Origin of the sequence: uncultured Aggregatibacter sp., assembly GCF_938046485.1 — a bacterium.
In the GTDB taxonomy this organism is placed as follows: Bacteria; Pseudomonadota; Gammaproteobacteria; order Enterobacterales; family Pasteurellaceae; genus Aggregatibacter.
In genome coordinates this window covers 1-13,650 of sequence record NZ_CALIWN010000065.1, presented here as the reverse complement: position 1 = coordinate 13,650, position 13,650 = coordinate 1, and the positions used below count along the sequence as shown (strand labels likewise).

The 13,650-nt window shown below is 43.9% G+C and carries 12 protein-coding genes; 5 read left to right on the top strand and 7 right to left on the bottom strand.

Features of this window, described 5'->3' with window-relative positions; all coding sequences use genetic code 11:
- The coding region (locus Q0203_RS08110; protein WP_297931297.1) for an MBL fold metallo-hydrolase at window positions 1-856 on the bottom strand (856 nt) is incomplete at its 3' end.
- 209 nt (window positions 857-1,065) lie between these two features.
- Window positions 1,066-3,324, bottom strand: coding sequence for a YadA-like family protein (locus Q0203_RS08105; RefSeq protein ID WP_297931294.1), 2,259 nt, complete (start codon window positions 3,322-3,324; stop codon window positions 1,066-1,068).
- 262 nt (window positions 3,325-3,586) lie between these two features.
- Between Q0203_RS08105 and Q0203_RS08100 the strand changes: the two genes are divergently transcribed.
- Together Q0203_RS08100 and Q0203_RS08095 are read left to right on the top strand one after the other, a co-directional pair.
- On the top strand, window positions 3,587-4,201 hold the full coding sequence (locus Q0203_RS08100; RefSeq protein WP_297931293.1) for a pseudouridine synthase: 615 nt from the start codon (window positions 3,587-3,589) through the stop codon (window positions 4,199-4,201).
- Window positions 4,202-4,205: 4 nt separating this feature from the next.
- Window positions 4,206-4,922, top strand: coding sequence for an MgtC/SapB family protein (locus Q0203_RS08095; protein ID WP_290521737.1), 717 nt, complete (start codon window positions 4,206-4,208; stop codon window positions 4,920-4,922).
- 87 nt (window positions 4,923-5,009) lie between these two features.
- On the opposite strand, the gene Q0203_RS08090 is transcribed toward Q0203_RS08095, so the two are convergent.
- Together Q0203_RS08090 and Q0203_RS08085 are read right to left on the bottom strand one after the other, a co-directional pair.
- Complete coding sequence (locus Q0203_RS08090) at window positions 5,010-5,897, bottom strand: RsiV family protein (protein WP_297931290.1); 888 nt, start codon at window positions 5,895-5,897, stop codon at window positions 5,010-5,012.
- 62 nt (window positions 5,898-5,959) lie between these two features.
- Window positions 5,960-6,835 carry a DUF535 family protein gene (locus tag Q0203_RS08085; RefSeq protein ID WP_297931288.1) on the bottom strand — a complete coding sequence of 292 codons (876 nt, stop codon included), beginning with the start codon at window positions 6,833-6,835 and terminating at the stop codon, window positions 5,960-5,962.
- A gap of 139 nt (window positions 6,836-6,974) precedes the next feature.
- Here Q0203_RS08085 and yihA point away from each other — a divergent pair, with 139 nt between their 5' ends.
- Together yihA and Q0203_RS08075 are read left to right on the top strand one after the other, a co-directional pair.
- On the top strand, window positions 6,975-7,589 hold the full coding sequence (yihA, locus tag Q0203_RS08080) for a ribosome biogenesis GTP-binding protein YihA/YsxC (protein ID WP_290521734.1): 615 nt from the start codon (window positions 6,975-6,977) through the stop codon (window positions 7,587-7,589).
- Between the two features lie 113 nt (window positions 7,590-7,702).
- Window positions 7,703-9,238 (top strand): YifB family Mg chelatase-like AAA ATPase, encoded by a 1,536-nt coding sequence (locus Q0203_RS08075; protein ID WP_297931284.1) that lies wholly within the window; start codon window positions 7,703-7,705, stop codon window positions 9,236-9,238.
- 12 nt (window positions 9,239-9,250) lie between these two features.
- Here the strand turns inward: Q0203_RS08075 and Q0203_RS08070 are convergent, their stop codons facing one another.
- The 3 genes from Q0203_RS08070 to gpt all read right to left on the bottom strand — a co-directional run bounded on the left by Q0203_RS08070 (window position 9,251) and on the right by gpt (window position 11,958).
- Entirely contained in the window at window positions 9,251-10,078 is an 828-nt protein-coding gene (locus Q0203_RS08070; RefSeq protein WP_297931281.1) for a divergent polysaccharide deacetylase family protein, read from the bottom strand.
- On the bottom strand, window positions 10,075-11,241 hold the full coding sequence (envC, locus tag Q0203_RS08065; RefSeq protein WP_297931300.1) for a murein hydrolase activator EnvC: 1,167 nt from the start codon (window positions 11,239-11,241) through the stop codon (window positions 10,075-10,077). The genes Q0203_RS08070 and envC overlap by 4 nt, the downstream gene beginning before the upstream one ends.
- 252 nt (window positions 11,242-11,493) lie before the next feature.
- A complete protein-coding gene (gene gpt, locus Q0203_RS08060; protein ID WP_296026916.1) occupies window positions 11,494-11,958 on the bottom strand; it encodes a xanthine phosphoribosyltransferase in 465 nt (154 codons plus the stop codon).
- Between the two features lie 113 nt (window positions 11,959-12,071).
- Here gpt and Q0203_RS08055 point away from each other — a divergent pair, with 113 nt between their 5' ends.
- On the top strand, window positions 12,072-13,538 hold the full coding sequence (locus Q0203_RS08055; protein ID WP_297931278.1) for an aminoacyl-histidine dipeptidase: 1,467 nt from the start codon (window positions 12,072-12,074) through the stop codon (window positions 13,536-13,538).
- Window positions 13,539-13,650 lie beyond the last annotated feature (112 nt).

The following is a 13,650-nucleotide window of genomic DNA, read 5'->3' as shown; positions in this document are numbered from 1 at the left end:
TTAATTTAACGGCCAATTCAACCGTTTGATGAGGAAATAAATGGTTATCCGGCCAGCGCTCATCATATTGTCCATTTTCAATGAAAGCGATATCAAATCCGTTAAAACGTTCGGCGATCACATCAAAATGCTGACCATAAGAAGAATCACCATGGAAATAAAACCGCTCTTCTTTATGTTGAATCACAAAACTGGCCCACAGTGTTCTACTATTATCAAATACACCGCGCCCGGAATAATGGCGTGCAGGCAGTGCGGTATAACGTACCCCGTTATATTCCACACTGTCCCACCAATCTAACTCGGTAATTCGCGTTGGTGCCACCCCCCAGCGTTGTAATAAAACGCCAATTCCCAGCGGTACAATAAAATGGCACTGGCGTTTAGCAAGAGTGCGTATGCTTTTCCGTTCAAGATGATCGTAATGATTATGAGAAATCAGCACGACATCGATCGCGGGTAACTCTTCAATATGAGCAGGAGGATCTTGGAAACGGTGCATCATCACAGGCAGAGGAGAGGCACTTTTGCCAAACAGCGGATCGGTCATAATCGTTTGAGATCCAAGGCGCATCATCAACGTCGAATGACCAAACCAAATAAAACGGCCTTTTGATGCCGGCGCTAAAAAGGTTGTCCAATCTGGCTTAAGAATGGGCAATGGCTCAGGAGGATGCAACGATTTTTCCTGAAAAATGAATTTCCACATTGCACCGGCGGCGTGAACTACCGGTCTTCTCGCTTCAGCATTAAAAAAAGTGCGGGTGTGAGGATCGTAATGTTCGGAGGTAGAATAATGAGGATAACGCTTAGCATAAAGCCAACGCCCCATTCGACCTGCGACATAGCCAAACATTCCTCCTCGCTTTTTATGTGTCATCGTTACAATGCCAATGAATTAATCAATGTTTTCAATTATATGCCAACTTTTCTTAAATGATCGCTCAGCGAATGAAATAAAATTAGTGAACTCTCGTGGTAACAAGCATAAAAAAATACCTGTTTCCAGCATGATAATCCGAAAACAGGCATGATATCCGTAAATTTAACCCCGGGTACTAAAAACTACCATTGATATCCAATACCGGCACCGACATTGAAATCACCTTGGGTTGTTGCAGAACCACTCATTTTGAAAATGACTTTATTAGATTCATTCGCTTTTGAATAGCCTACAGCAACGGCACTTTCACCTCTATAATTACCTACGCCAACGCCTAATAAGTTAGAACCGGCTTGAGTAACTTGAGGGATATTAGCAAGTGCCGCAGCACCGGCAATACCGCCACGCAATTTTTTATCATTCTTTTGCAAATCCTTACGTACAGAATCCACGGATGATTTTACTTCATTAAGCTGCTTCACATTTACCGCATCATGAGCATTGATCCCATCTGCAACATTTGTTACACGACGTTTTGTTGTGGAATTCCCCACTGAAACCGTATTGATTTCACCTTTATCAACCACAGAACCTTGTCCTAAGGCAACAGAATTTTCAGCCAAAACGCGCGCACCTTGCCCAACAGCAACAGATTTATTCGCCACTACTTTAGCTTGGGAACCGAATGCAGAAGAATTATCGCCTTGTACCTGTGCAGACGAACCCACTGCAGTCGAATTACGACCATCTACTGTCGCCGTTTCTTTATTAATTTCACCTTGTTCATTTGAGGATTGAACAACGCGTTTAATACCGTTAGCTTCGGCAGTGACTTTATTCTGTGCTAAAACAGCCTCATCCCTTGCTTTTTCTGCAGTTTGTGCAAATACCTGTGTCATATTTTCAGATGCTTTCGCTGAGGTTTCAGACGCCTTCGCATTAGTTTCTGCAGTTTGAGCAGCGGTTTCTGACGCTTTCGCATTACCTTCTGCAGTTTTTGCGGAGATTTCTGAATCTTTAGCGTTAGTTTCTGCAGTTTGCGCAGCTGTTTCAGAAGCTTTAGCGTTAACTTCTGAAGTTTTTGCGGCAGTTTCAGACGCTTTAGCATTGGTTTCTGCAGATTTTGCTGCCGTTTCAGAAGCTTTAGCGTTAGTTTCTGAAGTTTTTGCGGCAGTTTCAGAAGCTTTAGCGTTGGTTTCTGCAGTTTGTGCAGCTGTTTCTGACGCTTTAGCGTTGGCTTCTGCAGTTTGAGCAGCAGTTTCAGAAGCTTTAGCGTTGGTTTCTGCAGTTTGTGCAGCTGTTTCTGACGCTTTAGCGTTGGCTTCTGCAGTTTGAGCGGCAGTTTCTGATGCTTTAGCGTTAACTTCTGAAGTTTTTGCGGCAGTTTCAGAGGCTTTCGCATTAGTTTCCGCAGTTTTTGCTGCGGTTTCAGAAGCTTTCGCATTGGTTTCTGCAGTTTGAGCTGCGGTTTCTGATGCTTTAGCGTTATCTTCTGAAGTTTTTGCGGCAGTTTCAGACGCTTTAGCATTGGTTTCTGCAGTTTTTGCTGCGGTTTCAGAAGCTTTCGCATTGGTTTCTGCAGTTTGAGCAGCTGTTTCAGAAGCTTTAGCGTTATCTTCTGAAGTTTTTGCGGCAGTTTCAGAGGCCTTAGCGTTAGTTTCTGCAGTTTTTGCTGCGGTTTCAGAAGCTTTAGCATTATCTTCTGAAGTTTTTGCGGCAGTTTCTGAATCTTTAGCTGCTTTTGCCGCATCTTCTGCTTTTTTAACAGATGCATTAATTGCTGTAAGGGAATTCGTGACCGTTGTTGCTGCGTCTTTCGCCTCTTTCATGGTTTTCTTGGAGGCGTCTGAAAAACCATAAACGATACTGCCATTTCCGTCTGTCGTCACAGAAAGTTCATCAGTGGCACCTAAAGTGAATGATCCGTCAGCCAAAGGCTTCCATTGTCCTGCATTATCCTTATCTTTTCCAAGTGAACTTTGACCATTTGCAACTTTAAAGTCATAAATACGTTGTTTGATTCCATCAACATCACTATAAATATCCTTTGTCGCATTCGCCAAGGCATAAATCTGAGAGCCGTTTACAGCATCTGTGGACGTTGCAGAAATTTGTCCAGCACCCACATTCTGCAACTGACGATAAACACCCATAGCTTTATTACCGAAAGAAATAACGCCATCAGCCTCCTTAATCTCTCCTGCTGCTGTTTTACCAACATCCGTTGCGCCAATCTTCAGTTCTTGAAGTGGGTTTATTTTCTCATTTTTAGAGAAGATACCAACCTCTATATTATCCGCACCGGGTAATAGAGGAAAAGCCGAAACGAAAGGACTAAATTGCAAGCCACCGACAACCAGTGCTGCACTTAGAATAGTTTTTGAAGAAGTGAATTCGGAGACAAGAGAAAGTTTCCGAACAGTATTTAAGGGCTTTTTCATAAATGATCCTTTTGTAAAGTCCGCCACTATGTAATTGTTACAATAAAATCAATCACTTGATGGCAATAAAAAGTAAAAGTAGAGTAATTTTCACTCATCAGATGAGCTGACCGCGCATTCTACTGGAAATCTTTCTTTTTAAAAAGAAAAGAGTAAGATTAAGCGCAATTTTTGAATAACGAGGATAGCCTCCGTGATGAAAAGGCATCATTTACGTACACCCAAGCAAGGCATAACGAAAATCTTTAGAAAAAAAGGCAAAATGCTGTCGAAACCCTCTTTAAGTTTTTCGCAAACAAAGGTGATTTTATTTAATAAGCCTTTTGATGTGCTCAGCCAATTTACCGATGGTGAGGGTCGTGCCACCTTGAAGGATTTTATTGATATTCCTGATGTGTATCCCATTGGGCGGTTGGATAAAGACAGCGAGGGCTTACTTCTCTTGACGAATAACGGGGAGATTCAACATCGTTTGGCGAATCCGCAATTTAAAATGGCGAAAACGTATTGGGTGCAAGTGGAAGGCATTCCGAACGAAGAGGCGTTGGAACAACTGCGTAAAGGCGTGTTGTTAAAAGATGGCATGACACAACCGGCGAAAGTGCGGTCGATTTTGCCGCCGGATTTTTTATGGGCGCGTGTGCCGCCTATTCGTGAACGAAAGCAGATTCCCACCGCTTGGTTAGAAATTCAAATTTACGAGGGCAAAAATCGACAAGTCCGCAGAATGACTGCCCATATTGGTTTCCCTACATTACGTTTAATTCGTTATCGGCAAGCCGGCTTTGATGTTAAAAATTTACCGCCGAAAAGTTACCGCACTTTAACGACAACCGAGCTTCAACAACTTTATCAATTACTGGAACTGACTGACTAAAACCATGACAGACTTAACACAATTTATCGCCGATTTTGCCCAAGATAGCCATGTCTTCATCTTCATTAAAATCCTCTTTGCCATGGTACTTGGCGGAGTTATCGGTTTAGAAAGGGAATTGAAAGCGAAGCCTGTGGGCGTAAAAACTTGCATGATTATCGCGGTGACCACTTGCGTGTTAACCATTGTCTCCATTCAATCTGCCGAACATTATGCCCAAGTGTCTGAAAATATCCGTACCGATCCTATGCGGCTGGCGGCACAAGTGATCAGCGGAATCGGTTTTCTTGGCGCCGGAGTTATTTTGCGTAAACACAATGACGCCATTTCAGGGTTAACCACAGCGGCGATCATTTGGGCTGCGGCAGGTATTGGTATTGCGTCAGGTGCGGGATTTTATTTTGATGCACTTATTGCCACGATGATGATCCTTGTTGCGATTCGCTTAAGTCCTTATGTGCATAAATGGGTTCGTCGCCACGAAAAGAAAGGAAAAACACGCATTAGCGCCACGCTTTCTTCCGCTGAAGCCATTGGTCAATTTATCTTGTTATTAAAAGCACATCATCATCTTATTGAAAATATGAATATTAAAGATCAGGGCAACGGTGAAACAAAATTAACGCTCCGTTGTGCAATGAATAATAAAGAAACCGCACATGAATTATATGCATTATTAAAACAATCACCGCATATTCTTCATTTAGAAGTCGAGAATTAACCATTCCGAATAATTAGAAGAATATCATCATGTCATTTATGGGATATAAAAAAGAGTTGATATATCAACTCTTTTTTTTATGCCGATTTATTCGGGCGTATCTTTGACTAAAAATTGAAACTCAGGGGTTAATATGCTTTTTAAATCGTTTTCATAAAATGACAGGGTCAATTCTTTTTCCCCTTCAGCATAAGATCCTAATGCATAGGGCGGATAAACAAAGGTAATACCCTCACGAGAAAAATAGACATTTTCACTGACATAGAAATCATCTTTTGACATAAACGGTTCGATAAGCTCACCTTGTTCATTGCGATATTGATTTCTATATCTCTCCCACAATAAAGATTTTAATTTATCTTGTGCGGATTTAACGAAAATATCCTCTACTTTAATTACTGCTTTTTTCTTTAAATCCACAAGGACAAAATCCGTCCCATAAAGACCGTGTGCACCACCGGTATAATTGTGTGAGAAAATGGTAAACGTGGCAATATTTTCCCGTTGCCCTAAATATTCGGTCAGCATTTGGGTTTCATAGGCTGACATTTCGTATTCTTTTGCCTCTTTGAGTGCGTCTGCCATGTTATGTTGTAAAAATTCGATAAATTGTTGCTTATTATCGATTTTTATATTTTTATCTACGCCAAACCGTTTAATGACTTCATTTAATAATAACTCGGTTAACCAATCTGAAGACGTTTTTAACGTAGTAATATCAAATTTCACTTGATGCCATTCCTGATCGTTTCCCTCGCTCGTGGAGGAAGGAATCTTTTCTGTTTTTTGAAGTAACACGTCCGGTTCTACGCGAATCATTTGATTTTCCGCTAAATCGGCTACCTGTTTTTGCAAGGTCGCAACCTGTTCGTTTAATTGGGCGATGGTGTCCGCTTGCTTTTGAGTGTCTTTATCATGGCAAGCAGTGAGTCCCATCACGCCGGCAACTAAAACGGCGATGAATAATTTTTTCATAAAATTTCTAATCTCCCTGTAAGAGAAAATGGGGGAAGTAAATGTATTTTTGCGTTAAATTTCTACCGCACTTTGAGTGCAGTCGCCATATTTTCCTGTAATTGTTCCAACATGGCATAACGTTTACGGTACATAGAACGCTTATTGCTTGGAATATCGTCCATATTTTTGGTTTCAAAATGCAATGGCAATTCCCAATAATCTTTTAATATGCCGGCAGATTCTGCGAAAATCGCATCATAATCCACCACATAACGTTTGCTTTGCACAATGCGGGATTTGTTTTGATACTTATGCGGAATGCCCCACAGTGCGGAATAACCTAACACATTAGTTAGGGCTTTCATGGCTTCCACCATCAAATAAGCCGGACGTAAACCATGGCACTTTTTCGTTAGCAATTTCACCATGTCTTTTGAGCCTTCAAAATTCGGCCCTTGAATCACCGCAATTAAAAGCGCCTGTTGCACTTTGCCGAAGGTCAATAAATACACCAATTCTTGGCTTGGTGAATGAATCAGTTCCAATGTCCAAAAGCCCTCCATCGGCTGATGATCGCTGAGCATTAATTTAAGCTCAAAGTCAGGAATCACTTCACCAAAAGAAATGGCTTGTTGCCACAACGGCGGCAACCCAAGTGCGGTCAATTTTTCCGGTAAAAAAGTCAGGTTGTCGCACATGGCGTCAAAACGTTGTTGCGTATTAAAGCGTTTATCCAAAAAACGATGCGCCAAGGGATAACTAAAATCCGGGCAGGCATTCAGCAGAGGCACGAGCGACGCATTCTGATTGACAAAACATTCAAATTTTTTAATGGCTTGTCGGTGAAGAAGTGAACGTAAGCGATAACGTAAGCGTTTCATGCGATACGATTTTTTACCTCGATCCGGATACAAAGCGAGAGGATGAGGCCATTGATAAAGAGCGTGTTGAGTCATTGGATGTCACAATCGAAATAGAAATAAAATCAAGGCACATTTTCGCATAATCTCCCCTTTTTTGCATTTTTTTGTCGTTTTTTTGCGGTTGATAAAGTATCCTAGCCGGCAATTTATCACCTTGGACACAAAGCACATCATGTCAGAAATTAAACTGAATTATCACAAAACTCATTTTTTAACCAGTTCGCCGAACCTCAAAAGTCTGCCGGAAGATAGCGGAGTTGAAATCGCCTTTGCCGGCCGCTCTAATGCAGGAAAATCGACCGCACTGAATGCCTTAACGAATCAGAAAAACCTTGCTCGTACGTCAAAAACCCCCGGGCGTACCCAACTCATCAATTTGTTTGAAGTGGAACCGCAATGTAAATTAGTGGATTTGCCGGGCTATGGCTATGCTGCCGTGCCGGAACAAATGAAATTGCAATGGCAACAAGCCCTTGGTGAATATTTGCAAAAGCGCGAATGCCTTGCCGGAATTGTGATTTTGATGGACATTCGCCATCCGCTCAAAGATTTGGACCAGCAAATGATTGAATGGGCGGTGGCCTCTGAAAAACCGGTGTTATTACTGCTTACAAAAGCGGATAAACTGAGCCAAAGCGAACGCAGCAAACAAGTCAAAATGGTGCGTGAAGCGATTTTACCGTTCCAAGGTGATATTCAAGTGGAGGCGTTTTCAGCCTTGAAACGCACCGGAATTGATCGTTTGGCCGCCAAATTAGACGCGTGGTTTGCGCCGGTTTTTGCCTAAAAAAAGCCATTTCTGCGATTCTGATCGCAAAAAAGTGCGGTGTGAATTTCTTTCATTTCGCACTTTTTTTATTTTGGCGCTCCGCCTTTTTCTTCAGCATTACGGAGCCCAATATGTCTTTAGCCATCGTTTACAGCCGCGCCTCCATGGGCGTTCAAGCGCCACTGGTCACCATTGAGGTGCATTTGAGCAACGGTAAGCCAAGTTTTACGCTGGTTGGGTTACCGGAAAAAACGGTAAAAGAAGCTCAAGACCGTGTCCGCAGTGCGTTGCTCAATGCCGAATTTCGCTACCCCGCCAAGCGCATTACCGTCAACCTTGCCCCGGCAGATTTACCCAAAGAAGGTGGACGTTTTGATTTGCCTATTGCGATTGGTATGATTGCCGCCTTTGGTTATATCGATCCGGAAAAATTAAAGCAGTTTGAATTTATCGGCGAACTTGCCTTAACCGGTCAACTGCGTGCCGTGCATGGTGTCATTCCTGCGATTCTGGCGGCGAAACAAGCCAAGCGAAAATGCATTATTGCACAAGGCAATGCCAACGAAGCGTCACTGGTTTCTGAGCAGGAAACCTATTACGCCAATTCTTTATTGGATGTGGTGCAATTTCTTAATGAACAAGGGGAGCTGCCTCTTGCTGGCGACATCAAAACTCAAAGTGCGGTGGATTTTTTCCCTGAAAATCCTAAAGATCTGACAGACATCATCGGTCAACAACACGCCAAGCGCGCTTTAATGATTGCAGCGGCAGGGCAGCATAATTTGTTATTTTTAGGCCCACCCGGCACAGGAAAGACCATGCTCGCCAGTCGCTTAACGGGATTACTGCCGGAAATGACCGATCAAGAAGCCATTGAAACTGCCGCGGTTGCAAGCCTTGTACAAAATGAACTGAATTTTCACAACTGGAAACAACGTCCTTTCCGTGCACCTCACCACAGCGCCTCCACACCGGCATTGGTGGGTGGCGGTTCGATTCCAAAACCCGGGGAAATCTCCCTTGCACACAATGGCGTGTTGTTTTTGGATGAATTGCCTGAATTCGAACGCAAGGTGTTGGATGCGCTCCGCCAGCCTTTAGAAAGTGGTGAAATCATCATTTCCCGTGCCAATGCCAAGATTCAATTTCCGGCAAGATTTCAACTGATTGCCGCCATGAACCCAAGCCCGACAGGGCATTATCAAGGCACCCATAACCGCACCTCACCACAACAAATCATGCGCTATTTAAATCGTCTGTCCGGCCCCTTTTTAGATCGTTTCGATTTATCTATTGAAGTGCCGTTGTTGCCGCAAGGGAGTCTGCAAAATAGCGGTGACCGTGGTGAATCTAGTGCCACCGTGAGAGAAAAAGTCTTAAAAACACGCGCCATTCAGCTGCAACGTGCCGGCAAAATTAACGCCCATTTAACCAGTAAAGAAATTGAACGGGATTGCAAGCTGGAAGAGAAAGATGCGTTATTTTTAGAAAATGCGCTGACCAAGCTCGGGCTATCTGTGCGGGCATACCACCGCATACTCAAGGTTTCTCGCACCATTGCGGATTTAGAAGGGGAAAAGCAAATTCACCAGCGACACTTAGCAGAAGCCTTGGGCTATCGGGCGATGGATAGGCTATTGCAGAAACTTTCTAAAGCATCTGTGTAACCAAACGCAAAACTAAGGCACACCACGCAACAATGGCACAGCGGTATAAGGTGGAGTGGAGGTGGGGGCAGGCATTTCGCTAAAGAGAAACATAAAAGGTTTCGGCGGGGCGACTTTTTCGTTTCGCCACAAACTGCCCATAGAAACCAGCTGAATGTCCGCCGGCAAATTGGCGATGCCCGCTTGCAATACGGCAATGGTATTTTTTCGCGGATGCCCGATGGCAATGGCGATGCCGTGTTTCTGCGCATATTGCACGGCGGCTTGAAATTGTCGTTGCACATCGGCAAACGCATCGCTATCGTCTAAAAAGATATGCCGATCTAACGTGCGCACGCCTTGTTCCTTTGCCATTTTACCCGCCACACTGCGACCAATGGTGCGGCTATCCAAGAAAGCCAACTGACGCTCACGAAGTGCGGTCATTAATTTGGTCATTAACGGCCCATCTGCCGTAGCGGCGCTGCCCATGTGATTGTTCATCCCAATGGCGTTAGAAACGATATTGTGAGCCGTTTGAACGCGATGACTTACCTCCCCTTGCGACATCCCCAAATGCAATCCGCCATCTTCAATTTTCATTTTAGATACAGTTTCCATGGGCATATGAATGAGAATATCGCGCCCTTGTTGGAACGCCTGTTGGTTACGTTGTTTAGCGTAAGGTGCAGCCGGAATAATCGCCACCGACACGGCTTTTGGCATTGCCAAAATCTGGGCATCTTCTTTCTCGTGATAACCTAAATCGTCAATGACAATCGCAAGTTTAGCGGAATGCGCAAAGGACGCCGATAAAAGTGCGGTTACCAGCAACAACGTTTTTTTGATTGCCAAGGTCATCGCAACCAACCTAACGGATTCACTGCCATCCCTTTGCGACGAATCTCAAAATACAATGCGCTTTTCGATTGGCCGCCGCTATTGCCCACTTCACCGATTTTTTGACCGGCTTTCACGAGCTGCCCTTCTTTCACCGCAACCGATTGGTTATAGCCATACAAACTCAAATCGCTCTCACCGTGTTTCACGATCACCATTAAGCCGTAACCTTGCAGCCAGTTGGCAAGGATCACCCGCCCGTCAGCAATGGCTTTCACCGGTGTACCGGCGCCTGCTGCAATCACGATACCTTTCCAGCGTAACTCGCCCATTTGAGTTGAACCGAAACTGTTCACGACTTTGCCCGCCACCGGAAAACCATATTGTTTTTTCGGTGTCCCTAACCCGGCAGTACTGTTCAGCAGTTGGCGCTCTTGCGCTGTTGGTTGATAAGGCTTGTGATTTTTCGTTTCTTCCGATTGTTTTTTCTGTGCTAACGCCTCACGCTCACGTTGTTCTTGCTGACGCGCCACTTGTTCCGCACGCTGGATTTCTTGGCGCAACGCATTTTCGTTGGCTTTCAGCGCTTCTAATTTATTTTCATCTCGCGTTAAGTTTTGATTCAGTTGGTTCAGCGTGCTTTGTCGTTCCTTCTGAACTTTTTGCAATTCTTGTTGTTGCTTTTTCTGATCGGCAAGCTGTGTTTGTTGCTCTTTATGTTGTTCTGCAATGGCGGCTTTTTGTTTCGCCAGTTGTTCCTGCGTCTGCTTTAAATCCTCAATTAATGCCATTCGCACTTGATTCAAATGGGCATAATAGGCTTTCATGCGTTCCGCATTTTGCCCTTTATCAGACAGCATCCGCTCTGCTACCGATGGATTCGTGCCGGAACGATAGGCAGAATCCAACTGCTTCGCCAGTTTGGCTTTTTGCTCTTTTTCTTGTTTTTGTAACTGTTTGATTTGTCTATCGGTATCGCTGATCGTTTTGCGAATTTCTTTTAAATCCGATTCCGTTTGACGTAATTTACCAATCACGTTGTTAATCTGATTCTCTTGATGTTTTAGCGTGGATTGCAACTTTTGCTGCTCGGCTTTCTGTCCGGCAATTTTTTGTTCTTGCTGTTTAATTTGCTGGTGAATTTTTGACAAATTATCCCCTTGCGCAGCAAAAGCCAAAGGCATAACACAGAAAAGTGCGGTCAATATTGACAGCGTTTTGATGGAAGACGGAAGATAGAGAGAAAAAAGCGTCGTTTCTGTTTTAATCTTTCGGCATGAGTTCCATATCATCATTGCAACCTTTAACATTCTTTCTTTGTAATTAAAAATAAAAACCCACTTTTTAGCATAAGGCTAATCGGCGGGCTTTATACTGCGCATTCAATAGACCAAACGATCAAGCGCGATTGATAAAAAGTGCGGTGGCTTTTTACATTATTTTCGAGCCAATGGCGGAACGAAGCAAATTCCCATATCCCAAGGTTGTTCGATCCATGTATTTTGCGGAATATCCACCACATAATCATCCACCAATTCTGCACCGGCCGGTTTCGCAAAAACCGTTACGAAACGTGCATTCGGATACATTTCGCGAATGGCGCGAGCGGTGTTGCCGGTATCCACTAAATCATCAATAACGATAAAACCTTCGCCGCCATTGTCTGTTTGTGCAGCGTGTAATACCTGTAATTCACCTTGCTTATCATGGTTATAGCTGGCGATACACACGGTTTCCACATGACGAATACCTAATTCGCGCGCAAGCACCGCAGCCGGGAATAAACCGCCACGACTTACGGCAATTACGCCTTTCCATTGAGAAGCAGGAAGCAAACGTTCGGATAATTTTCGTGCGTGCATATGAAACATATCCCACGTCACAACGTATTTTTCACTCATAAATGTCACCTTTCAAGATTTTTGTGGCGCATAGCCCAAGAAATAAAATGGCGCTAGGATAACCTGAAATGGCATTTTATGCTATTATTTTCACTCATTTTTAAGGAGGAAATATGTCAGAAATACAACAACTCAACCCAACTTCATTGTGGAAATGGTTCGATCAAATTTGTGCCATTCCGCACCCGTCCTATCAAGAAAATGAACTGGCGGAATTCATTGTTAATTGGGCAAAAGGCAAAGGATTTTATGCAGAACGTGACGAGGCGGGCAACGTTTTAATCCGCAAACCGGCCACCAAAGGGATGGAAAACCGCAAAAAAGTTGCCCTACAAGCCCATTTAGACATGGTGCCGCAAGCCAATGAAGGCAGCCACCATAATTTCGCCACCGACCCGATTTTGCCTTACATTGACGGCGAATGGGTTCACGCCACCAACACCACATTAGGTGCCGATAACGGCATCGGCATGGCATCCACCTTAGCCATTTTAGACAGCGACGATATCGCTCATCCGGATTTGGAAGTGTTACTCACTATGACTGAAGAACGTGGCATGGAAGGCGCCCTTGGCTTACGCGCAAATTGGTTACAAAGTGAAATCATGATCAATACCGACACCGAAGAAAATGGGGAAATTTATGTCGGCTGTGCCGGCGGTGAAAATGCGAACATCCTTTTCCCGATTCAATATGAAAATAATGCCTTCACACACAGTTATCAGCTGGTGTTAAAAGGCTTGCGCGGAGGACATTCCGGTTGCGACATTCATACCGGACGCGCCAACGCCATTAAAGTCATGGCGCGATTCTTAGCGGAATTTTCACAAAATCAACCGCACTTTGTTTTTGCCTTGAGCGATATTCGCGGCGGTTCCGTGCGCAATGCGATTCCGCGTGAAGCGTTTGCGACATTAGCCTTTGACGGCGATGTCACCACGTTAAAAAGTGCGGTGGAAAATTTCAACGTTTTATTAAAAACCGAATTGGCATTAATTGAACCGAACCTCACATTGACATTACAAGCTACCGAAAAAGTAGCGCAAACTTTCTCTGTTGCCGACAGCCAACGTCTTATTCATTTGTTGAATGTGTTGCCGAACGGCGTGATTCGCAATAGCGATGTGTTAGACAATGTGGTGGAAACGTCATTGAGTGTCGGCGTGCTAAAAACGGAAGAGGCACAAGTGAAAGCCACGATTTTAGTGCGTTCTTTAATTGAAAGCGGTAAAGAATATGTGGCTGCGATGTTAAAATCATTGGCAACATTAAGCGGCGCAAAAGCGGAGTTCTCCGGCACTTACCCGGGCTGGGAACCACAAGCACATTCTGAAATTGTGGATTTAACCCATAAAATCTATGCTGAGGTTTTAGGTTATGAGCCGGCAATTAAAGTTATTCATGCCGGTTTGGAATGTGGCTTGTTGAAGAAAATCTATCCGAATATGGATATGGTGTCCATCGGTCCAACCATTAAAAACGCCCATTCACCGGATGAAAAAGTCCATATCCCTGCCGTGCAAATTTATTGGTCGTTAATCACGAAATTATTGGCAGAAATTCCGGTGAAAAACGCATAAAAATAAACAATAACAATCCGCACCTAAAACGTGCGGTTTTTAGGCTCTCCTAAAACTGGTCACCGTGTTTATTTTCATATCACTATTTTAGTGAATCGTAGCGTGCAACTTG